We start from the raw sequence: 21,392 nt of genomic DNA on the forward strand, positions 1-21,392 counted from the left end.
CCGCGGTACTCCGCCGCGAACGGTCAGCCGTGCGGCACGCCTCCTCCCGGTTCGCCACCGAGGAAGTCCTGCAGGACCTCGGTGAACCGCGCCGGCTGCTCTTCGGCCACGTAATGGCCGCAGTCGTCGAGGACCACCCCGGTGACATCGCCGGCCACCGGCCGCATCGTCTCGGCGACCAGCGCGCCGCTGTACCGCGCGCCGCCGACGGCGAGCACCGGCAGCGTCAGCCGGGTCTTCCCGCGCTGCTCGTTCTGCGCGATCGTCTCGTCCAGCGCCCGGTAGTACGCGAAGCTCGCCCGCAGCCCGCGAGGATCCGCGACGATCGCATCGACGTAGACGTCGACGGCGTACGCGGGGATCGCGTCCGGGGTGGCGCCCTTGGTGGCGAACTGGTAGCCGAAGAACAGCCGCTCCCGCCCCCGGACCAGCTCCTCGTTGAGGTCGGTGAGCCGGTTGAAGCCGAAGTGCCAGAGCCGCTGGTTGACCGCGGCCGGGCCGAAGACCGAGGGGGCCGGCGTGATACCCGGGATGATGGCGTCGACGACGGCGAGCCGCCCCACCCGCTCGGGGTGATCGGCGGCGAGGGCGTATCCGGTCCACATGCCGATGTCGTGGCCGGCCACGTCGAACCGGTCGTGCCCGAGCGCGGCCATCAGCGCGACCAGATCGGCGGCCAGGGTACCGGCGTCGTAACCGTCGTCGGGTTTGTCGGAGAACCCGGCCCCGCGCGAGTCGACGGCGACGACGGTGTGCTCGCGGGCGAGCGTGGGCATGACCTCCCGCCAGGCGTACCAGGTCTGTGGCCACCCGCCGACCAGCAGCAGCGGCGGGCCGTCCCCGCCGGTGACCGCGTGCAGCCGCAGCCCGTCCAGCTCCACGAGCCGGCTGGTGAAGACGTCGGTGAACCCGTCGGGCAGCCGCAGCGAACTCAAGCTCGTCGTCCTCATCTTGGAACGATCGGTGCAACTTGTCATGCCGGTGACCTTACGCATGATGGAACGATCGGTGCAAGATGTGTAGGCTGCTGAACCATGGCGGGCCGCAAGCAATTCGACGTGGACGAGGCGTTACGACGGGCGATGCACGTCTTCTGGCGCTGGGGCTATTCGGAGGCCTCGATCGACCGCCTGACCGAGGGCACGGGCCTGGGCCGGAGCTCGCTCTACGGCACCTTCGGCGACAAGAGCGCACTCTTCCGGAGAAGCCTCCAACGATACGCGCAGACCTACCACCCGCTGTACGAGCACGCGTTGTCCGGCCCGCACCCGAGCCCGAGCGCCGTGGTGGCCGCCTACCTGCGGGTCACCCTGAACCGCATCGCCGACCCGACGGTCCCGGACGGCTGCCTGCTCACGATGTCGGCCGCGCAGTTCCCGGCCCTCGACGCGGAGGGCCAGGCGATGGTCCGCGCCATGATCGACGGTTTGCGGGCGATGCTGGAGCAGGCGCTGCTGGCGGCGGGGGCCGATGGGCAGGAGGCGGCAGAGCTGGCGTTGTGCACGCTGGCGACGAACAAATCCCTGGCGGTGCTGAGCCGCGCCGGCTTCTCGGACGAAGACCTGGAAACCGTCGCCGCGGCCGCCGCCCGTGTCCCCGGAAAACCGAGCGGCGGACCATCGTCTCGGACGGTCGGCCTCCCCGGGCGGCCCGGCTAGTGTCGCGCGTCTGAGGTTCGTTGGCAGTCTCCTGGCGGCGGCTGGTCCGATGACATGAATGACTCATTCACTGCATCGCCCGCCATGAATGAGTCATTCACTGCATCGCCGCGGCCGGAAGTCCGCACTGACCGGGCCGGTTTCGGGGAGCGAGCCGATTCCAGCCACCCAGAACGTCAAACAACCTGCGACACGACACTAGAGGGCGAGGTCGTCCAAATCGGACTCCAGCCTCGCCCGCCAGGTCCAGCGGCGTTCCGTGGTGTCCGCGTCGTCCGGGGCCGGCGGGCCCAGCGGGAGCGCCGGTTCGGTCACGCCGAACGTCACCCGGTACGCCAGGACCGACGCGGCCGTCCGGATCCACGCGTCACCCGTTGTGCCGGACGGCGGTGCGACACCCAGCGCGTTCCCGAACCACGTCGGCAGCAGGACGTTCGAGCCCAGCGCGTCGGTGATCCGGGTGCGCAACCGCACCTGCAGGTCGTGCCACGCTCGTTCGGCCCGCTCCAGCTGGGGCACCACCCGCGCCTCGACCGCGTCCGCCTCGCGCAACGCCAGCCGCGCCTTCTCCGCCGCGGCCGAAGCCGCCGGGATCTCCTCGTCCAGCAACGTCCGGCGCCGGGTCGCCAGCGCGCGCAGCCGCGACTCCGCGTCGCCGCGCGCCCGGGACGCGCGGTCCGTCGAGGCCAAGACGCCGATGACGTCCAGGAGGTCGGCGTCGCACCGGGAAAGCGCCCCGCGCACCGCGTCCAGGTGCGCGATCTCCTCCGCGTACCGGGCCCGCTGCTCCTTGGTGACGAGCTCCTTGTGCAGGTCGTCCCACCGCGCCGCCTCGGCCGCGAGCGCCCGCGTCTCCGTTCCGACGTCGTCCAGGTCCGCCTGCGGCACCCCGTCGGCCACGCGCACCGCGCGCTCCAGGACCCGGACCTGCTGCTGCAGCCGCTCCAGCTGCCGGGCGAGCAGGTCGATCCGGTCGTCCTGCCGGTTCGGGCCGCCGCTTTCGAGCCGCTCGGTCAGTTCGGCGACGTCCTGACCCAAGCGGTCGTCGGCCGCGCGCAGCCCGTCGACCGCCGCGAACAGCTCGTCCAGGTCGCGGCGCGCCGGATCGGCGGTCTCGAGGTACTCGTCCGAGAACTCGGGATCGTCGCCGTAGGTCGCGTAGCCGTGGCTCACGGGATCCGGCTTTCCCGCCACAGCAGCGCGATCGTGCCCGCGGTACCCAGCGCCGCCAGGATCGTGAGGACGGCGGCGGCGGTCCACGGGAGCAAGGCACCGCCCAGCGCCAGCGCCGTGACAGTGCCCGCCCACGCCGCCCGCGTGCGCTCGCGGATCACGGCTCCGGCCCGGCGGACCGGGGCGAAGCCGATCCACAGGCCCGCGCCGAACAGCGGCACCAGAACCAGCAGCCACACCGGCGAAAGCACCTCGAACAGCACCAGCGCCGCGGCGGCCAGCGGCACCAGGACGGGCGCGGCCGCGAACCAGACGACCGCGCGCTGCGTCGCCGCGTGGCGGGACTCGAGCTCGGCGTCGGCGAGGCGCCGCCTGGCCTCGTCGAACGCCAGCTCGGCGTCGAGCAGCCGGTGGGCCGTCGCGACGAGCCCGTCCATCTCGCCGACGTCCGCGGGCGGGGTCGCGAGCCCGTCCCGCAGGTCCTGCTTGAGCCGGGCGACGCGGCCCTCCGCCAGGTCGCGGTCGTGCTGGGCCGGTGTCGTCACGCAACCACTTTAAGTGCGGCCACCGTCACCACCGGCCAAGGCGGCCGGTGAGTCGTCAGAGGTCTCCCAGCGCGGTGACCGGTGACTCCACGCAGTCGGCGACGAACCGCAGGAACCCGCCCGCCGTGCCGCCGTCGCAGACGCGGTGGTCGAAGGCCAGCGTCAGCTCGCAGATCTTCCGCACCGCCAGCGCGCCGTCGACGACCCACGGCCGGTCGATGATCCGGCCGATGCCGAGGATGGCCGCCTCGGGGTGGTTGATGATCGCGGCCGAGCCGTCGACGCCGAAGACGCCGTAGTTGTTCACCGTGAAGGTGCCGCCGGTGAGGTCCGCGGGCGCGAGCTTGCCGTCCCGGGCCGTGCGGGCGCGCTCGCCGATCGCCGCCGACAGGTCCCGGGTGGACAGCTCCCCCGCGTCCCGCACCACCGGCACGACCAGCCCGCGGCCGGTCTGCGCGGCGAACCCGAGGTGGATCTCGTCGAGCAGGACGATTTCGCCGCCTTCGACGCGCGAGTTCAGCTCCGGGTGCTTCTTCAGCCCCGCGACGGCGAACCGCGCGATCAGCCCGAGCAGGCTGACCGGCCGGTCGGTCTTGGCGTTCAACGCCGCGCGGGCGGCGACCAGCTCGGTCGCGTCGACGTCCACCCAGACCGTGGCCTCGGGAATCTCCCGCCGGGACGTCGTGAGCTTGTCGGCAACGGCCTTGCGGACCCCGGTCAGCGGGATGCGCCTGCCCTTCGCGACCGGCTTCTTCAACGCCGCTTCGACGTCCGCGCGGCGGATGATGCCGTCCGCGCCGGTGGCGGTGACCTTCGCGAGGTCGATCCCGTTGTCCGCGGCCAGCTTCCGGACGAACGGCGAGATCACGCCGGGCGCCTTGGCCCGGGGCGTGGGCGCTTCGACGCGGCGGACCCGCTTGCGCCGGGTGGTGGGCGCGGTGCCGTAGCCGATCAGGACGTTCCCGCTGCCGGAACCCGCGGAAGACACCGTGACGCCGGGTTCGGCGAACCCGCCGACGCTCAGCAGCGGCGCGCCGACCGGCAGCAGCTGCCCCGGCTCGCCGTGCAGCGCGGACACCACGCCGGCGAACGGCACCGGCACCTCGACCGCCGCCTTCGCCGTCTCCACCTCGACGACGACCTGGTCGACGTCGACGGTGTCGCCGACCTTGACCCGCCAGTCCACGATCGCCGCCTCGGTCAGGCCTTCGCCGAGGTCCGGCAGCAGGAAGTCAGGCACCGGCCACCACCGGCGTGTCGTCCCACTGCAGGCGCGCGATCGTGTCGAGGATCCGGTCGACGTCGGGCAGCTGGTGGCGCTCGAGCTTCGGCGCCGGGTACGGGATGTCGAGCCCGGTGACCCGCAGGACGGGCGCGTGGAGCTGGTGGAAGCACTGCTCGGTGACGCGCGCGACGACCTCGGCGCCGTAGCCGCCGAAGCCCGCGGCCTCGTGGACCACCACGGCCCGCCCGGTGCGGCGGACCGAAGCGGTGACGGTCTCGTCGTCGAACGGCGACAGCGAGCGCAGGTCGACGACCTCGACGTCCCAGCCCTCGGCCTTCGCCGCGTCGGCGGTTTCCAGCGCGGTGGCGACCATCGGGCCGTACGCGATGAGGGTGACGTCCTTGCCGTGGCGGCGGACCACGGCCCGGTCCATGGCCGGGCCCGAGCGGGTGAAGGTGACCTCTTCGCTCGACCAGTAGCGGCACTTCGGTTCCAGGAAGACCACCGGGTCCGGCGACTCGATGGCGTCGCGGAGCAGGTCGTAGGCGTCCTGCGCGGTGCCCGGCGTGACGACGCGCAGGCCCGGCGTGTGCGTGTAGTAGGCCTCGCTGGAGTCGCAGTGGTGCTCGACGCCGCCGATACCGCCGGCGTAGGGCACGCGGATCACCATCGGCAGCGAGAGCGCACCGCGGGTGCGGTTGCGCAGCTTCGCCACGTGCGAGGTGATCTGCTCGAACGCCGGGTAGGCGAAGGCGTCGAACTGCATCTCGACGACCGGGCGGAACCCGCCCATCGCCATCCCGACGGCGAACCCGACGATGCCGGACTCGGCGAGCGGCGTGTCGAAGCAGCGGTCCTCGCCGAAGTCGGCGGTGATGCCGTCGGTGACGCGGAAGACGCCGCCGAGCGTGCCGACATCCTCGCCGAACACGAGGACGCGGTCGTCGTCCTTGAGGGCGTCTCGCAGGGCCGCGTTGAGGGCCTGCGCCATGGTGGTCGTCATCAGGCCTCCAGTTCGGCTTCGAGGGCGGCCCGCTGGGCTTCCAGCTGGCGGGTCGGCTCGGCGTAGACGTGGTCGAACAGCGACAGCGGGTCGAGCTCGGGCTCGGCGTTCAGCGTGTCGCGGACGGACTGGGCGAGCACCTCGGCGTCGGCCGCGAACCGCTCGATTTCGTTGTCCTGCAGCAGTTTCTGGCTCTTGAGGAACGTTTCGAGGCGCTTGAGCGGGTCCGCCTCACGCCACTTCGCGACTTCTTCGGCGTCGCGGTAGCGGGTGGCGTCGTCGGCGTTGGTGTGGGCGTCGATGCGGTAGGTGTGGGCCTCCACGAGGACCGGTCCCTTGCCTTCGCGCGCGTGCTTCACCGCGTCGTCCAGGACGGCCAGGACGGCGACGGCGTCGTTGCCGTCGACCTGCTCCGAGCGCATGCCGTAGCCGATGCCCTTGTACGCCAGCGCGGCGGCGGCGCTCTGCTTCTCGAAGGGCACCGAGATGGCGAAGCGGTTGTTCTGCACGAAGAACACGACGGGCGCCCTGAAGACGGCCGCGAAGTTGAGCGCTTCGTGGAAGTCGCCCTCGCTGGTGGCGCCGTCCCCGATGAGCGCGAGCGCGACGGCGTCTTCGCCGCGTCGCTGCATCGCGTGCGCCAGCCCGGCGGCGTGCAGAGTCTGCGTCGCCAGCGGAGTGCACTGAGGCGCTACGCGCGTCTCGACCGGGTTGTAGCCGCAGTGCGCGTCGCCGCGAAGGAGCGTCAGGACTTCGCCGGGCTTCAGGCCGCGGGCGACGAGGGCGACGGAGTCGCGGTAGGTCGGGAAGAGCCAGTCCCGGGTTTCGAGGGCGAGCGCCGCGGCGACCTGGCAAGCCTCCTGGCCGGCGCTGGAGGGGTAGACGGCGAGCCGGCCCTGCTTGGTGAGCGCGGTCGCCTGGACGTCGAACCGGCGGCCCAAGACCATCAGCCGGTAGGCCTCCTTGAGCCGTTCTCCCGCGGGTTCGCCGTACGCGCCGTGCTCGCCGGCCCGGCTCCCGTCTTCGGCGACGAACCGCACGGGGGTAGCCGACGGCAGCAGGGTTTCCGAAGACACCACAGCCATGGCGCACACCACCTCTCCCAGACATATGATGCTGAAATGGTGGTTCTCGGCGGTGTTGTGTTCAAGGGTTGGCGGAAATGAGCGACAAACTGTCTTCAGAAGGTCCCTCCGGCGCCCAAACGTCCACCGGTGTCCTGGCTCACGGGGGTCTGCCGGGACGAACGGTCCCGGCCCTGGACGACGTCGACCGGGCGATGCTGGCGGAGCTGTCCGCGGACGGCCGCTTGGCGGTGCGCGCGCTGGCGGAAAAACTCCACATCTCGCGGACGAACGCGTACGCGCGCCTGGAGCGGTTGCTGACGGAGGGGGTGATCACCGGCTTCGGCGCGCGGATCGACCCGCGCCGGGCGGGCCTGGGCACGTCGGCGTACATCATGGTGACGGTGGAGCAGACGTCCTGGCGCACGATGGCGACGGACCTGCACGAGATCCCGTACGTGGACCACGTGGCCCTGGTGGGCGGCGACTTCGACATCCTGCTGCTGGTCCGGACGCCGGACAACTCGACCCTGCGGGACGTGGTGCTGGAGCGGCTGCAGGCGCTGGAGGGCGTGCGGTCGACGCGGACGTGGCTGATCTTCGAGGAACTGCCGGGCTCGGTGCTGAGCTGAGCAGCTGCCGCGCCCCTGATCGGCAGGTCAGTCGAAGACGTCTTCGGGGCGGGGGTCCCACTCCTCCGGCACGTAGCCGACACCGTCCAGCGTGCAATCGACGAACCGGACGTCGCCGCTGAACACGACGTCCTTGAAGGTGGTGTCGCCACTGAAGCTGACTCGGATGAATCACCCGTCCCGCGCGAAGGTCACCTCGACGAAGCGCGCGTCGCGGCCGAAGTCGACGCCCGGAAGGTAGGCCTCGTCCGCGAAGCTCGCTCTGGTGAAGTCGGCAGCTCCTTCGAACGCGGCGTCGCTGAAGATGACTTTGCCCGCGAAGGCCACCTTGTCGAACCGCGCGTCGCGGCGGAACCGGGCTCCGCGGAACACCGTCGCGCCGAGGAACGTGGTTTCGTCGAAGCGGGCGTCGGCGTGGAAGGCGGCGCCGTCGAAGCGGGTGCTGTCCGAGAACTCCGCCTCGGCGAACCATGCCTCGCCGAGGAACACCGCGTCGTCGAACCGGGTGCTTCCCTTGAACTTCGTGCCCAGCAGGGAGGCCTGCCCGAGAAACCGGGCCCGGGCGAAGCTGGCGTTGCGAAGGCTGCAGTCGTGCAGCTTCAGGTCCATCAGGATCGCGCCGCTGAGGTCGAGATCGAGGTCCGGCCAGAACCGGCCACCACTGCCGTCGCCGGGGACGAGGTGGCCGGTGAGGACCTGCTGGGCGGTGAGCCGGACTTCGCGCTCCTGCAGGCAGTCCCGGTATTCCTCGCGGATCTCCCGCCCGGCGCTGCCCTCCGGCGGTTCGCCCGGCGGGTCGTACGGCATGCGCAGATAGGCGCTGATCACGTTCACGATGGTCTGCCGCTGGCCCGGGTTGTCCTGCGCCAGTCGCTCGAGGGCGTAGAGCCCGGCCAGGCGCACCGGTGCTTTTTCCGCGCCGAGCTGCTCGACCGCCTTGAGGTAGAGGTCGCTGATCCGCCGCTCTTCGGCGTCGTGACGGACGTCTTCGTTGGCTCGCTCGCGCAGGAGGAGATCGTGGCGCTTGGTGGCCAGATCCTGCTCCGCGGTCTGCTGCCGGCGCGCGGCCAGCACCAAGGCCATCGCCCCGCCCGCACCCAGCACGATGGTGCCCACGGTGCGGACGCTTTCCAGCCGCGCCTTGTCCGCGTCGGTGCCCTGGCCGTAGAGCGACAACAGCACCCAGCACGCCGCCGTTGCCACCATGACCAGCGCCGTCGCGGACAGCGCGATCGTCCGGTGCGAAAGGATCCGGCCTCCCCCTGCCTGGTCCGCCATCGTCCCAGGATCGCACCGTATTCCGGCCGCGCCGCGAAGTTCGTTCGGTCGGCGGACCCGCCGAGCACCGTTCGCGACCTTCAAGCCGCCATCGGGAGGGCCGGCGGGGCTCTCAGAACGTCCACGTGAGCACCGTCTGCCCCTCCTCGGCGACTCCGCCGGCCGCGCGGTAGGTCGCCTTCGCCGGGGCGTTGTCCCCTTCCGTGACGACCCACATGCCGTAACACCCGCGCTCGCGAGCCAGTTCCCCGAGCGCCGTCACCAGCGACCGGCCGAGGCCCTGCCCGCGGAAGCCGTCGTCGACGCCCAGTTCGTACAGGAACATCTCCGTGCCCTTGTCCGGGTGGGTCATCTCCACGCCGGTCACCATGCCCGCCGGCACGTCGTCCACGTACGCGACCAGCAGGTGGTGGCCTTCCGCGGCGAGGAAGCGCCCAGCGGCGTCCGGCCGCGGGGCATCGTCGAACAGGTGCCCGGCCGCCAGGAGCGGGTCGAGCGAGACCACACGGCGGATGTCCATGGGGCAAAACCCTTGCCCTCAGTGCCCTTGACCGCAAGCGCATTACGCGTTAGACGTGACCCCACCACCGAGCGACTCTTAGTTTATGTCGAGAATTAACACGCCCTCCAAATAATCGAAACCCTTGACGCCCTCCCCATCGCGCGGTGAGGATCGGCCGGTCCGCCGTTCATCGCAGAATGGACCAGTCCATGGCCAGAAGATCCCGCGCGTGGTCTCGTGCGCGCCGAAGTTCGCTCGTCACGCTGATGAGCCTGAGCCTGCTGGGCGGGATCGCCCAGGCGACGCCGGCCCAGGCCGCCGAAGTGCCCCAGCCGGTCATCGGCCAGCCGGCCAAGGACAAGGACGGCTGCGCCAAGATCGAAAAAAGCCTGCCGACCCTGGCGGACTGGCCGAAGGTCGACAGCCGGCTCAAGGGCAAGGCCGGCGACGAGCAGCGGATCGCCGAAATCCTCAAGGGCATGACCCTGGAAGAAAAAGTCGGGCAGATGACGCAGCCCGAGATCGCCGCCATCACCCCCGACGAGGTCCGCCAGTACGCCATCGGCTCGGTCCTCAACGGCGGCGGCTCGTGGCCGGGCGGGAAGAAGTACGCCACCCAGCAGGACTGGCTGAACCTCGCCGACTCCTACTGGGACGCCTCCAAGACCAGCCGCACGAAGATCCCCGTCATCTGGGGCATCGACGCCGTGCACGGCAACAACAACGTCTACGGCGCCACCGTCTTCCCGCACAACATCGGCCTCGGTGCCGCGCACGACCCGTGCCTGGTCCGCGACGTCGCCGGCGCCACCGCCCGCCAGATCCGCTCCACCGGCCAGGACTGGGCCTTCTCGCCCACCCTCGCCGTCGTCCAGGACGACCGCTGGGGCCGCACCTACGAAGGCTTCTCCGAGGACCCGCGCATCACCCGCGCGTACGGCTTCGAAGCCATCGACGGCCTCCAGGACGGCGCCACCAAGCGCATCGGCTACAACGGCGTGATCGCCACCGCCAAGCACTTCATCGGCGACGGCGGCACGATCAACGGCCAGGACCAGGGCGTCAACCCCTCGTCCGAGGCGGACATGATCAACATCCACGGCCAGGGCTACTACGGCGCGCTCGCCGCCGGTTCCCAGACCGTGATGGTGTCGTTCAACAGCTGGACCAACGCCGACCTCGGCATCAACGAGGGCAAGCTGCACGGCAGCGACAAGGCGCTGAACCAGATCCTCAAGGGCAAGATCGGTTTCGACGGCCTCGTCGTCTCCGACTGGAACGGCATCGGCCAGGTCACCGGCTGCACGAACTCCTCGTGCCCGCAGGCGATCAACGCCGGCATCGACATCGTGATGGTGCCGAACGACTGGAAGGCGTTCATCACCAACACCGTCGCCCAGGTGCAGAACGGCCAGATCCCGATGGCGCGCATCGACGACGCCGTCACCCGCATCCTGCGCGTCAAGCTGCGCGACGGCCTGTTCGAGTCGCAGAAGCCGTCCGACCGCTCCTACGCCAACTCCGACGAGGCGCTGAAGGACAACTGGCTGGCCCGTGACGCCGTCCGCGAGTCGCAGACGCTGCTGAAGAACAACGGCAACGTGCTGCCGCTCAAGCCGGCGTCGAAGGTCCTGGTGGTCGGCAAGAGCGCCGACAACATCCCGAACCAGACGGGTGGCTGGACGCTCAGCTGGCAGGGCACCGGCAACACCAACGCCGACTTCCCGAACGCCACCTCGATCCTGACGGGCATCAAGCAGGACCTCGGCGACGCGAACGTCACCTTCGACGCCACCGGGACCGTCGACCCCAAGGGCTTCGACGCGGTCATCGCCGTCATCGGCGAGACGCCGTACGCCGAGGGCGTCGGCGACCTGACCCGCAAGTCGCTCGAGGCGTCGAAGCTCTACCCCGAGGACCTGGCCGTGCTGGACAAGGTCAGCGGCAAGGGCACCCCGGTCGTCACCGTGTACGTCGGCGGCCGCCCGCTGTACATGAACAAGGAGATCAACCGCTCCGACGCGTTCGTGGCGGCCTGGCTGCCCGGCACCGAAGGCGGCGGCGTCGCCGACATGCTGGTCAAGGGCAAGGACGGCACCGGCTACCAGGGCACGCTGTCGTACTCGTGGCCGAAGAGCGCGTGCCAGTCGCCGCTCAACCCGTGGTCGCCGGGCTACGACCCGCTGTTCAAGCTCGGCTACGGCCTCAAGACCGGGCAGCGCGTGACGGTCGGGCAGCTGGACGAGACCTCCGGGCCGGCGTCCTGCACCTCGACCGGCGGCGGCGGGACCGCGACCCAGGACCTGTCGATCTTCGACCGCACCGACGTCCCGCCGTACACGAGCCAGATCGGCTCGGCGGAGAACTGGGGCGGCACGGTGATCGGCCCGGACGGCACGGCGGCGCACAGCGAGATCAACGTCGTCCCGGCGGACGTCAACGTGCAGGCCGATGGTTTGAAGGCGACCTGGACCGGCGCCGGCGCGGCCCAGCTGTACATGCAGAACACGGCGGGCACGAACGACCTGCGCGGCTACCTCAACGCCGACGCGGCCCTGGAGTTCGACACGGTCGTGCAGCAGGCACCGGCCAACCGGGCGGTGATCAGCATGCACTGCGTCTACCCGTGCTTCTCCGAGGTGAACGCGACGAAGCTGTTCACCGACCTGGCGGGCGGCCCGAAGACGACGGTGAAGATCCCGGTGTCCTGCTTCAACAACGGGCTGGACTTCGAGCACATCAACACCCCGTTCCTGGTCTACACCGACGGCACGTTCCAGGCTTCGTTCGCGAACGTGCGGTGGGTACCGAAGGGGGCTCAGGATCCGGACGCGAGATCCTGTTCGAGCTTGACCTGACGGCGACCGGGCCGGGAGCGCACCTGCTCCCGGCCCGGTTCGTTTCATCCGCTGCACACCGACCGCGCAGCGACGTGCTCGACGGCCTTCTCGGCCAGCAGCGCCGAGGTCAGCCTCCGCGCCCAGGTGACGGCCTTGTCGAGGTCACCGGCCGCCCGGACGAGCCGCAGCTGTTCGAGGCACCTGTCGACCCCCACGTCCACATTCCGGCGAGGCGGTTCCGGCTCCGGTCTGAGCTCGCCGGAGGCTCTGTGCCTGCGACGTTCGAGAGCGAACCTTCCCCAGGCACGCATGATCTCGTCGACCTGATCCATCCTCAGGCCGCAGCCGGTCAGGAAGAGCAGGACCTGGTCGGGATCGACCGGCAGCCCCCTTCTCGACACCGAAACCAGGTTGTACGCGGAACTGCGGGCGATCGACGTCTTCGCTGCCACCTGGCCGGCTGTCAATCCCGACCGTTCGAGCACGAGACGCAGCACGGCCAGGAAATCGTCGACCGTGGCGAGTGTCAATTCCTCCGGCGTCAACGCCACCCTGGCCGAGACCCGGAACGTATCCGGGCCGGGCTCGCCGGGGAGCGGGCTACCACGACGCGGGCCGGGAACCTTTTGCCGCTCCGCGGGCCGGCTCCACCAGCCCTGATGATCCACCCGGATGCTCATTCGCGGCGTCCGCCACCTTCACCGACTGCCACCGAAAGCCGGAGGTGCAAGCGGAGGGCCCAGGGCCGGCGCACACCGGAGTCCAGGGAGATACCCGCTCCCGCGAGAATCGCGAGCACGGCAGGCACCTCGGCTCCTCCGAGCCGGAAGGTCCACAGCCAGAGCAAGATCGTGACCACGATTGCCGCACCGCTACTCGGCACCGAAACCAGCTCGTCGCCCGCGACGAGCGCACACGGACCGCGATCCCTCGTACGCATGATCGGCCTCCCGGAGTTGCCCTGGGGTGCCGCTGGACAACAATCGAGTCGATGAAGTCGGAGACGTCGAAATCCCCCGCCAGGCGCAAGGTGGCACTCGGCACCGGACGTTCCCCGCCGGCGCGGCACCGCATCGACGGGAACGCCCCGATATTCGCACTGCGATCCGGCTCGATGCACGTATTGGCCGAAGTTTGCGTCCAAAGAGCTCCGAGTGTCCAAAGAACCGTCCATGACGCAGGACAGCCGTGCTGCTGTTTCGCAGCTCAGAGCCCCCATAAGGGCGACGTGAATCCCATACTGGTCTATACCGTAATTGTCGCCGGCGACGGACTCGAATACCGTGTGAATGTGCGCAGGCAACGTCGCGCACGGTTCCCGGTCTCGAGTCGGTGAAGTCGGAGCACGGAACCCGGATGAGCGCTGGTGGCACGGCGCCTCGTCGCCCAGGTCTTGGAGGTCCTCACAGGGCCTTCAAGACCGCCGGTGGTCCGCCCTCGGAGCCCTCCCCGCCCGGTCTCTTTTCCGCCACGATGGACGAATGACCTCCGAAGCGGCCGCGCTCGCCGACGAACTCCTGGACGTGCTCGGCACCTGGACGCCGCTCGAAGCGACGTTCGCGGGTGTTCCGGGCCACGACGCCGAGCTGCCCGATCCGAGTGCAGCCGGCCATGCCCGGCTGCGGACGCGGGCCGCCGGCGTGCTGGCGCGGGCGCGGGCCTCGGCGGATCCCGACCGTGTGACGCTCGGCGTGGTCACGCAGCAAGGGGAGGCCGTGCTCGCGCGGCTCGACGCGAACGACGTCGAGTTCACCCTCGCCGACCCGCTGTACGCCATCGGAATGAACCACCTCTCCTTCCTGCCGCAGCTCACGCCGTCCGGCGGGCAGGCCGAGGAGGACTTCCTGACGCGGCTCGCCGCGATGCCCGCGTTCTACGAGGCCCTGGCGCTGCGGCACAGTGCCGGCCTCCGCGCCGGGCGGACGCCGGTGGAGCGCATGACGCACCACGCGATCGCGTTCCTCGACCGCTTTCTGGCGCAGGAGAAGCCCTTTCCCCAGCCGCTGACCGGGGATCGCGGTGAGCGTCGCGACCGGCTGGTGACCGAGGTCGTCCGGCCGGCGCTGGCAGGCTACCGCGAGTTCCTCGCGAGCGAAGTCGCCGGGCAGGGCCGGCCCGACGACCGGCCGGGACTCTGCTGGCTCGAAGACGGCGAAGCGCACTACGCGGCCCTGGCGCGGATGCACACGACCACCGGCCACACCCCCGAAGAGCTGCACCGGCTGGGCCTCGACGTCCTCGCCGGGCTCGAGGCCGAGTACGCCGAGTTCGGCGGGCGCGTGTTCGGGCTGACCGGCCCGGCCGACGTGCGCCGCCGGCTGCGAAGCGACGAAAGCCTCCGCTGGCGCGACGCCGAGGAGATGCTGGAGACCGCGCGCGCCGCCATCGCCCGGGCGACCGCCGCCGCGCCGGACTGGTTCCCGCGGGTGCCGGACGCCGAGTGCGTCGTCCGGGCGGTGCCGGAAGCCGAAGCACCCGTCGCCGCGGCGGCGTACTACATGCCGCCCGCGCTCGACGGTTCACGCCCGGGCGTCTACTTCACCAACACCCACGAGGTGCGCACGCGCGACCGGTTCATCGCCGAGACCGTGGCCTTCCACGAAGCCGTCCCCGGCCACCACTTCGCGGAGTCGCTGGCGCAGGAGCTGACCGGCCTGCCGCAGCTGCGGCGGATCGCGATGATCACCGCCTACGGCGAGGGCTGGGCGCTCTACACCGAACGGCTCGCCGACGAGATGGGCCTCTTCTCCGACGACCTGATGCGACTCGGCATGGTGGCCGAGGATTCGGTCCGCGCCGCGCGGCTGGTGGTGGACACCGGCCTGCACGCGCTGGGCTGGACGCGCGAGCAGTGCGTCGAGTTCCTTCGCACGCACACCGTCCTGAGCGAGGTCGAGGTGCAGTCCGAGACGGACCGGTACATCGAGTCCCCCGGCCAGGCGCTGGCCTACCTGACCGGGCGGCTGGAAATCCTGCGCCTGCGCCGCTTCGCCGAGGAGCGACTCGGGGAAGCGTTCTCCCTGAAGGACTTCCACGGCGTGGTCCTCGGCGGCGGCCAGCTGCCGCTGAAGGTCCTGGACGAGGTCGTCCGCGCATGGGTCGATCAGTGCTGCGGGCCGTAGGACTTCTGGCACGGGTAGCCGTCGCCGGTGGCGGACCAGCTCGCGGGAAAGCCGTTCTGCGCCCAGGCCGCGTACGCCTGCGCGTAGGGGTAGCCGCGCGCGTTCAGCCACTGGCACGGCGTCTGGCCGGCCGCGGGCGTGATGGTGATCCACGGCTGGGCGTCGATCCAGCTCGGCTGCGCGTACCACTGGCTCGTGGCGGCCACCCCCTTCGGGGCGACGTACACGGTCTGCGGCGGTGGTACGAAGACGGTTTGCGGCACCGGCGCGGTGACGGTGGGGATGACCGGTGCGGTGACGGTCGCGGTGGACGCGGGAGCCTGGGCCGGGCTGCCGGAAACCGCCCGCGGCAACCCGCACCCGCCGAGGGCGAGCGCGGCGGAAAGGGCGACGACTGTCCGAAGTGTACGCATGGGTGGCTCATTTCGTCCGGGTCATGTGACTGCCGGTGATGACGCCGCCGGAAACGGTGTAGGTACCGGAGAAGGTGCGGGTGCTGCCGTCGGTCTGGACCGCCGCCAGCACCACCGAGACCGTGCTGCCGCGGACGTCGGTGACGGTCAGCGCATCCCACGATGTCGTCGCGAACCCGTTGACGTACCGGGTGTATCCGCCGTCGCCGGCCAGGCGGCTGCCGCCCAGTGCCCACGCGGTGGCGAATTCGTGGCGGTTGAGCGCGTCGTAGTAGGCGACGACCGTGCGCGCCTCCGCGGTTTCCGCGGGCGCCACGGAAACGGGTGGCTGGACGTAAACCGTCTGCGGCGCGGGAACCGCGACCGTCGCCGTGCTCGTCACCGGCGCCTGCGGGGTCACCGGAACGGCCACCGGCACGCCCACCACCGGCGTTCCGCACGCGGCCGCACCCGCCAGGATCAGGGCGGCCACGGCGATTCTGGTCGCGGTCACGGCCATCACCTTCTTCCGGGTCCGCTCCCTGGGTCGCCCGCCCGGCGGGTTCTGCAACGCATTCCCGGAACCGCGACGCAAGCGTTACCCCGTGGAATTCACCCGTGCCGGCGGCTGATGTCGTAGGCCGTCATCGCGGCGGCCAGGTGGCGGGCGTCCGCCGGGCGGGTCGCGTCGTAGCCGGTGATCAGCTGGACGCGGCCCAGCCGGTAGGTGAGCGTGTTGCGGTGGATGTTCAACGCCGTCGCCGCTTCGCCGCGGTTGTAGCCCGACGTCACGAACGCGCGCAGGGCGTCGATCAGGTGCGGGTGCTCCGCCAGCGGCGACAGAACTCCGGCGAGCGCTTCCCGCGCGGGGCCCGGCTGGGCCAGCTGGTACTCGATCGCCAGATCGGCCAGCCGGTAGAGCCGCGGCGGGCGGTGCAAACCCTCGGCCAGCGCCAGGATTTCCACCGCTTCGAAGTGCGCGGCCGGAATGTCGGCCAGCGTGGGCGCCCGGGACGCGGCCGCGGCGCACGGCCGTCCGCAGACCCGGTCGACCCGCGCCGCCACGGCGTCCACCGCGGACCCCGCCGGCACCAGCAGCACGCCGCCGTCACCCTGGAACGTCACCAGCACGCCCGGTTGACTGTCCAAATCGGACCGGATGACGCGGAAGAGGTCCGTCGCCGCCCGGGAGGCCGACGAGGTGGGCGACGGCAGCTGGAACACGACGACGTCGTAGCTCTCGGCCAGCTCCCGCCGCCGCACCGGGCGGCCGGCCAGCAGGCTGGCGGCGAGGTTCTGCCGGTCCTCCCGGCGCTCCCAGTCGAGGTCGTCGCGCTCCCGGAGGTACGCCTCGGCGACGCGCGGCATCACCTCGCCGAGGAAGTCCAGCATCCGCGCGCCGAGCAGGGCCCGGTCGCCGGCCAGCAGCTCCCACGCGACGCCGGCGGCCAGGGGGTAGATCTTCAGCACGGCTTCCAGCGGCAGGCCGTCACGGGCCCGCTCGGCGCCCCACGCGATCGGCAGCGCGAGCTCGTCCTCGGTCGGCCGCCGGTCCTCGGCGACCGTGGTCAGGAACAGCTCGAACACCGCCGTCGCGTTGGCGACCAGGTCGCCCTCCAGCACGCTCGCCGGCAGCAGCCGGTACGCCGGGATCTCGGCGGCGCACCGGGCCATCATCGCGGCGGCGATCTCCCCGGCTCGCGGGAACAGGGCGTCGACGGTCTCCACTGCCGTATTGTCACCGTGCACAAACGGCCAGGGCAAGTTTCTGCGGGTTTTGCCAGCAGACAGCCTTGATCGCGAAGCGCATGCTGTGCAGAGCAACCAGACGAAGGGACTCTGCAATGGCGCGGGGAACGAACCGATGGCTGGCCGCGATCGGCCTGGCGGGCACGCTGCTGCTCGGCTCGGCGGTGCCGGCCCAGGCGGCGGCCGGGGGCAACAACGACTTCGCGTGCCGCCCGAGCGCCGCGCACCCGAACCCCGTCGTGCTGCTCCACGGCACCTTCGCCACCTACTACGAGGACCTCAACTTCCTCCAGGCCGACCTGGCCGCCCGCGGCTACTGCACGTTCTCCCTGACCTACGGCGCGTACCCCCAGTTCCCCTTCGTCGGCGGGCTCAAGCCGGTCGCGGAGTCGTCGCTGGAGATCAAGGCGTTCGTCGAAAAGGTCCGCGCGGCCACCGGCGCGGCGAAGGTCGACGTCGTCGGCCACTCCGAAGGCGGGCTGCAGTCGATCTACCTCGCCAAGATGCAGGGCATCCAGAGCGAGCTCGGCAAGGTCGTCGCGATCGCCCCGCCGACGCACGGCGCCAACGCCTCCGGCCTGCTGACGCTGGCCTACACGCTGCTGGGCAAGAGCACGTGGGACACCATCGTCAAGACGATCGGCCTGCCGATCTTCGCCGACGAACTGGACGGCGGCGCCGCGATCGTCGCGCTCAACACCGGCCCGGTCGCCCAGCCCGGCATCGGCTACACGATCATCACCTCGCGCTACGACGAGCTGGTGACCCCGACCGAGACGTCGTTCATCCGCGAACCCGGCGTGCGGAACCAGTACGTCCAGGACTTCTGCCCGCTCGACCCGGTCGGCCACATCGGCGAGGCCTACGACCTGAACGTCTGGCACCTGGTCCGCAACGCGCTCGACCCGGCGAACGCCACCCCGATCAAGGCCTGCGCGGTGGGCTCCCCCGGCTGACCGCCGTCGGCCGGGTCAGGCGAGGCCGATCGCGAAGACGTGGAGGTTCGGGTCGGCGGGCAGGGTCACCGCGGCGATCTGCTTCCCGGCCGGGGCGTCGAACGGCGCCGTCGCGTAGACCGACGCCCCGCCGCCCTGGCCGCCCGGCTGGTTGCGGTGGTCCGTGCGCGCCACCAGCGTGTTGCCGAACACCGGGGCCGTGCCGCCGCCCGGGAACACCCAGTCGCCGAACGACAGGTCGGCCTGCCCGGTGCTGCCGTCGGTGAAGGTGACCGTCGCCGTGGCCCGGTGGTCGCCGTTCGAGGCCGTGCCGATGAACGACAGGCGCGTGGCCGGGCCCAGCTTGATCGTCTGACCGGCCGGGACGACGTTGTCCGGGCGTCCCGCGGGCGCCGCGGGCCAGACGAACGACGTGCCGGCCGCCTGGGCCGTCCGGCCGCCGACCAGGCCCGCCGCGGCGAGGGCCTGGCGGGACAGGCTGTTCCCCGCCCCGTCGATGTCGGCCGAGCCGGCGTCACCGTCGTCGGAGACGCCGACACCTCCGTACGCCGCGGCCAGCCCGTCCTTCGGCGCGACCAGCACGATCACCGAGCCGGGCACCGTCGTCGCGCCCCCGCGGACGGTCACCGGGACCCGGTAGTAGCCCTCGGGCGCCCCGGCGGCCACCGAAACCGTCAGCTTCGCGGTGCCGCCACCGGTCCGGTCGTCGAGCCGCAGCTGCCGGGGGCCGGTGACCGTGATCCCGGCCGGGGCCTGCGTGGCCACGTCCAGCACCCGGTCGTGGCTGCCGAGCCGCTGCGCGCTGACCGTGGCCTCGCCGCCGGTGCCCGGTTCGACAACGACCTGGTTGGCCGCCGAGGCCAGGAACGGCTTCTCGTTGTCCCGATAGGACGGTGGGGTGGCCCCGGCCGCCCAGTGCTTGTCCGGAGTGGACGCCAGCGAGAAGTCCAGCCGTCCACCGTCCCGGGCGGTGTCGGCGGGCAGGGACGTGCGGTCCCAGTCCCGGCCGTTCAGCGCCAGGTCGTGGACGTACGGCGTGGCCGTCGACGCCTTGGGCGCGCGGATGTCGATCGTCCGGCCGGTCGGCAGGGAGAGCACGGCGCGTTCGAACAGCGGGCTGTGCACGACCAGGTCCGGCGTGCCCGGCGTGGCCGGGTAGATGCCCAGCGCGGCCCAGACGTACCACGACGACTGCGCACCGAGGTCGTCGTTGCCCGGCTCGCCGTCCGGGGTGGCGCTGAACAGCGTCGTCGCGATCTCGCGGACGACCTGCTGCGTCTTCCACGGCTGCCCGACGTGGTTGTACAGCCACGGGACGCCGAAGTCGGGCTCGTTGCCGGCCCACATGTACGGCTCGTTCGGGCCGGCGTTCAGCTTCTGGAAGAAGGTGTCCAGCCGGGACGCCACCGCGGCGGGCCCGCCCATCGCCGTCACCAGGCCGGCCGGGTCCTGCGGCACCAGCCACGTGTACTGCGCGGCGTTGCCCTCGTCGAAACCGTCCTGGCCGAACTTGCCGGGCGGCGGCGGCACGTACGCCGGGCCGTCCGGGAAGCGGCCGTCCTGCCCGCGCGGCTGGAGGTAGCCGGTGAGCGGGTTGAAGATGTTCTGCCAGTTCTGGCCGCGTTTCGTGAACTCGCGGGCGACGTCGCGGTCGCCGATGCCCTGCGCGAACCGCGCGATGGCGAAGTCGTCGATCGCCCACTCAAGGGTGATCGACGCGCCGACCCGGGCGTGGTCGCCGCGCGAAGCGTCGTTGTTCGGCAGGTACCCCCGGGCGACGTAATCCGAGATGCCCCGGCGTTCCTGGTACGCGCCAGGGGTTTCGTCGACCGAGGTAGCGCCCTTGACCAGGTACTTCAGCGCAGTCTTCACGTCGAAGTCGCGCGCGCCGAACGCGTACAGGTTCGAGATCAGCGCGACCGAGCTGTCGCCGGTCATCTGGCCGGTGTAGTCGTTCGCCATCGGCCAGCGCGGCCACCAGCCGCCCTGCACGGCGTCGTTGGTCAGCGACTGCGCCATGTCGCTGGCTTCCTTCGGGAAGAGCATGGCGTGCAGTGGCGCGAGCGAGCGGTAGGTGTCCCAGTCGGAGAAGTTCGCGTACTGGTGCCGCCCCTTCGGCAGGGTGCGGATCCGGTCGTCGAAGCCGACGTAGCGCCCGTCGGCGTCGTCGAACGTGTTCGGGTGCATCAGGGAGTGGTATAACGCGGTGTAGAACGTCTTGAGCTGGGCCGGGTCGCGGCCGGCGACCCGGATCTTGCCCAGCGCCTGCGTCCACTGGTCCCTTGTGGACTCGCGGACGGCGCCGAAGTCCCAGCCCGGGACCTCCGCGGTCGTGTTGGCCTTCGCGCCGTCGACGCCCACGTAGGACATCGACACCTTGGCGTGCACGGTCCCGGAACCGAACGTCAGGTAGGCGCCCGCCTTGGGCGAATCCACGCTGTCGGTATCGGGTTTGACGCTGGAGCCGTCCCACGTTCCGTGCGCGGTGAACGGCTGGTCGAAGGTGATGGCGTAGTACACCGTGTACTTGTTGGGCTTGCCACAGAAGTTGCCGGTGGTGGCCGAGCCGCTGACCTCGCGGTCACCGGTGATCGTCAAGGTGGCGGCCGAGTTCCCGGCGAGGCTCGCGCCGCCCTTGACCAGCACCTGCGGCGTGGAACCGGCCGGGAACGTGAAGGCGGCGAGCCCGGTGCGGGTCGTGGCGGTCAGCTCGGCCCGCACCTTCGAGTCGGCGAGCGTCACGGCGTAGTAGCCCGGCTCGGCCTTCTCGTCGTCGTGGGTGAAGTGCTCGACGCGGTTCCACGGCGCCGCCCCGACGTCGCCGGTGACCGGCAGGATCGGCACGTCGCCGAACGCGTTGCAGCCGACCGAGGCGTGGTCGAGGCTGAACCCCCGGATCTGGTCGCTGTGGTACTGGTAGCCGGCGTACGCGCCCTGCGTGTCCGGCGAGAACTGCATCATCCCGAACGGCGCCGCCGGCCCGGGGAAGTTGTTGATCTCGCCGACCGAGCTGCCGCCGCGGCCGGTCCCGATCAGGGGGTCGACGTACGCGGCCGGGTCGCCGACCAGCGGTGATGACATCGTTGTCGGAGCCGCCGAAGAGACCGCGGGCGCCCCGATGACCGCCGTCGCGACCACCGCCGCCATGAACCTGAACCGCACCGGCGCCTCCCAGGCTGGACCGTCCCCTGTCATCGGACCTTTCCGCGCGCCGTGACCGCGGTCAACACTTTGACAAAGACCTGGCTCGTGC

At 71.1% G+C, this 21,392-nt stretch carries 19 protein-coding genes; 5 read left to right on the forward strand and 14 right to left on the reverse strand.

Going from position 1 to position 21,392, the window contains the following annotated elements; genetic code table 11:
- Positions 1–23: 23 nt before the first annotated feature.
- A complete protein-coding gene (locus AB0F52_RS31705) occupies positions 24–950 on the reverse strand; it encodes an alpha/beta hydrolase (protein ID WP_360179090.1) in 927 nt (308 codons plus the stop codon).
- A gap of 84 nt (positions 951–1,034) precedes the next feature.
- On the opposite strand from AB0F52_RS31705, the gene AB0F52_RS31710 reads away from it, so the two are divergent.
- The gene (locus AB0F52_RS31710; protein WP_360179092.1) at positions 1,035–1,658 is read left to right on the forward strand and encodes a TetR/AcrR family transcriptional regulator; all 624 of its coding nucleotides are present in this window, start codon (positions 1,035–1,037) and stop codon (positions 1,656–1,658) included.
- 198 nt (positions 1,659–1,856) lie between these two features.
- On the opposite strand, the gene AB0F52_RS31715 is transcribed toward AB0F52_RS31710, so the two are convergent.
- Genes AB0F52_RS31715 through pdhA form a run of 5 tightly spaced genes read right to left on the reverse strand, consistent with a single transcriptional unit; the run spans position 1,857 to position 6,689 of the window.
- Positions 1,857–2,831, reverse strand: a complete 975-nt coding sequence (locus AB0F52_RS31715) for a hypothetical protein (RefSeq protein WP_360179094.1) — start codon at positions 2,829–2,831, stop codon at positions 1,857–1,859.
- The gene (locus tag AB0F52_RS31720) at positions 2,828–3,376 is read right to left on the reverse strand and encodes a hypothetical protein (protein ID WP_360179096.1); all 549 of its coding nucleotides are present in this window, start codon (positions 3,374–3,376) and stop codon (positions 2,828–2,830) included. Before AB0F52_RS31720 ends, AB0F52_RS31715 begins: the two co-directional genes overlap by 4 nt.
- A 55-nt stretch (positions 3,377–3,431) precedes the next feature.
- A complete protein-coding gene (locus AB0F52_RS31725; RefSeq protein ID WP_360179098.1) occupies positions 3,432–4,616 on the reverse strand; it encodes a dihydrolipoamide acetyltransferase family protein in 1,185 nt (394 codons plus the stop codon).
- Complete coding sequence (locus AB0F52_RS31730) at positions 4,609–5,604, reverse strand: alpha-ketoacid dehydrogenase subunit beta (RefSeq protein ID WP_103338373.1); 996 nt, start codon at positions 5,602–5,604, stop codon at positions 4,609–4,611. Before AB0F52_RS31730 ends, AB0F52_RS31725 begins: the two co-directional genes overlap by 8 nt.
- Positions 5,604–6,689, reverse strand: coding sequence for a pyruvate dehydrogenase (acetyl-transferring) E1 component subunit alpha (gene pdhA, locus AB0F52_RS31735; protein WP_360179100.1), 1,086 nt, complete (start codon positions 6,687–6,689; stop codon positions 5,604–5,606). Before pdhA ends, AB0F52_RS31730 begins: the two co-directional genes overlap by 1 nt.
- A gap of 134 nt (positions 6,690–6,823) precedes the next feature.
- Here pdhA and AB0F52_RS31740 point away from each other — a divergent pair, with 134 nt between their 5' ends.
- Positions 6,824–7,300: an Lrp/AsnC family transcriptional regulator gene (locus AB0F52_RS31740; RefSeq protein WP_360179391.1), complete on the forward strand. Its 477-nt coding sequence runs from the start codon at positions 6,824–6,826 to the stop codon at positions 7,298–7,300.
- Between the two features lie 27 nt (positions 7,301–7,327).
- On the opposite strand, the gene AB0F52_RS31745 is transcribed toward AB0F52_RS31740, so the two are convergent.
- The 3 genes from AB0F52_RS31745 to AB0F52_RS31755 all read right to left on the reverse strand — a co-directional run bounded on the left by AB0F52_RS31745 (position 7,328) and on the right by AB0F52_RS31755 (position 9,098).
- A complete protein-coding gene (locus tag AB0F52_RS31745; protein ID WP_360179393.1) occupies positions 7,328–7,468 on the reverse strand; it encodes a hypothetical protein in 141 nt (46 codons plus the stop codon).
- 3 nt (positions 7,469–7,471) lie between these two features.
- Positions 7,472–8,578 carry a pentapeptide repeat-containing protein gene (locus AB0F52_RS31750; RefSeq protein WP_360179101.1) on the reverse strand — a complete coding sequence of 369 codons (1,107 nt, stop codon included), beginning with the start codon at positions 8,576–8,578 and terminating at the stop codon, positions 7,472–7,474.
- 112 nt (positions 8,579–8,690) lie between these two features.
- The gene (locus AB0F52_RS31755; RefSeq protein WP_360179103.1) at positions 8,691–9,098 is read right to left on the reverse strand and encodes a GNAT family N-acetyltransferase; all 408 of its coding nucleotides are present in this window, start codon (positions 9,096–9,098) and stop codon (positions 8,691–8,693) included.
- A gap of 248 nt (positions 9,099–9,346) precedes the next feature.
- On the opposite strand from AB0F52_RS31755, the gene AB0F52_RS31760 reads away from it, so the two are divergent.
- Positions 9,347–11,938: an exo 1,3/1,4-beta-D-glucan glucohydrolase gene (locus tag AB0F52_RS31760; protein ID WP_360179395.1), complete on the forward strand. Its 2,592-nt coding sequence runs from the start codon at positions 9,347–9,349 to the stop codon at positions 11,936–11,938.
- 44 nt (positions 11,939–11,982) lie between these two features.
- Here AB0F52_RS31760 and AB0F52_RS31765 read toward each other — a convergent pair whose 3' ends face one another.
- The gene (locus AB0F52_RS31765) at positions 11,983–12,600 is read right to left on the reverse strand and encodes a hypothetical protein (protein WP_360179105.1); all 618 of its coding nucleotides are present in this window, start codon (positions 12,598–12,600) and stop codon (positions 11,983–11,985) included.
- An 801-nt stretch (positions 12,601–13,401) separates the two neighbouring features.
- On the opposite strand from AB0F52_RS31765, the gene AB0F52_RS31770 reads away from it, so the two are divergent.
- A complete protein-coding gene (locus tag AB0F52_RS31770) occupies positions 13,402–15,042 on the forward strand; it encodes a DUF885 domain-containing protein (protein WP_360179107.1) in 1,641 nt (546 codons plus the stop codon).
- On the opposite strand, the gene AB0F52_RS31775 is transcribed toward AB0F52_RS31770, so the two are convergent.
- The 3 genes from AB0F52_RS31775 to AB0F52_RS31785 form a co-directional block, all read right to left on the reverse strand.
- Complete coding sequence (locus AB0F52_RS31775; RefSeq protein WP_360179109.1) at positions 15,024–15,455, reverse strand: hypothetical protein; 432 nt, start codon at positions 15,453–15,455, stop codon at positions 15,024–15,026. The genes AB0F52_RS31770 and AB0F52_RS31775 overlap by 19 nt on opposite strands.
- A 7-nt stretch (positions 15,456–15,462) precedes the next feature.
- Complete coding sequence (locus tag AB0F52_RS31780; RefSeq protein ID WP_360179111.1) at positions 15,463–15,954, reverse strand: hypothetical protein; 492 nt, start codon at positions 15,952–15,954, stop codon at positions 15,463–15,465.
- 92 nt (positions 15,955–16,046) lie between these two features.
- Positions 16,047–17,162: a helix-turn-helix domain-containing protein gene (locus AB0F52_RS31785; RefSeq protein ID WP_360179113.1), complete on the reverse strand. Its 1,116-nt coding sequence runs from the start codon at positions 17,160–17,162 to the stop codon at positions 16,047–16,049.
- 116 nt (positions 17,163–17,278) lie between these two features.
- Between AB0F52_RS31785 and AB0F52_RS31790 the strand changes: the two genes are divergently transcribed.
- A complete protein-coding gene (locus AB0F52_RS31790) occupies positions 17,279–18,139 on the forward strand; it encodes an alpha/beta fold hydrolase (protein WP_360179115.1) in 861 nt (286 codons plus the stop codon).
- A 15-nt stretch (positions 18,140–18,154) separates the two neighbouring features.
- On the opposite strand, the gene AB0F52_RS31795 is transcribed toward AB0F52_RS31790, so the two are convergent.
- Positions 18,155–21,301 carry a GH92 family glycosyl hydrolase gene (locus AB0F52_RS31795; protein ID WP_360179116.1) on the reverse strand — a complete coding sequence of 1,049 codons (3,147 nt, stop codon included), beginning with the start codon at positions 21,299–21,301 and terminating at the stop codon, positions 18,155–18,157.
- Between the last annotated feature and the right edge of the window lie 91 nt (positions 21,302–21,392).

The sequence above is a fragment of the Amycolatopsis sp. NPDC024027 genome (assembly GCF_040638975.1).
GTDB lineage: Bacteria > Actinomycetota > Actinomycetes > Mycobacteriales > Pseudonocardiaceae > Amycolatopsis.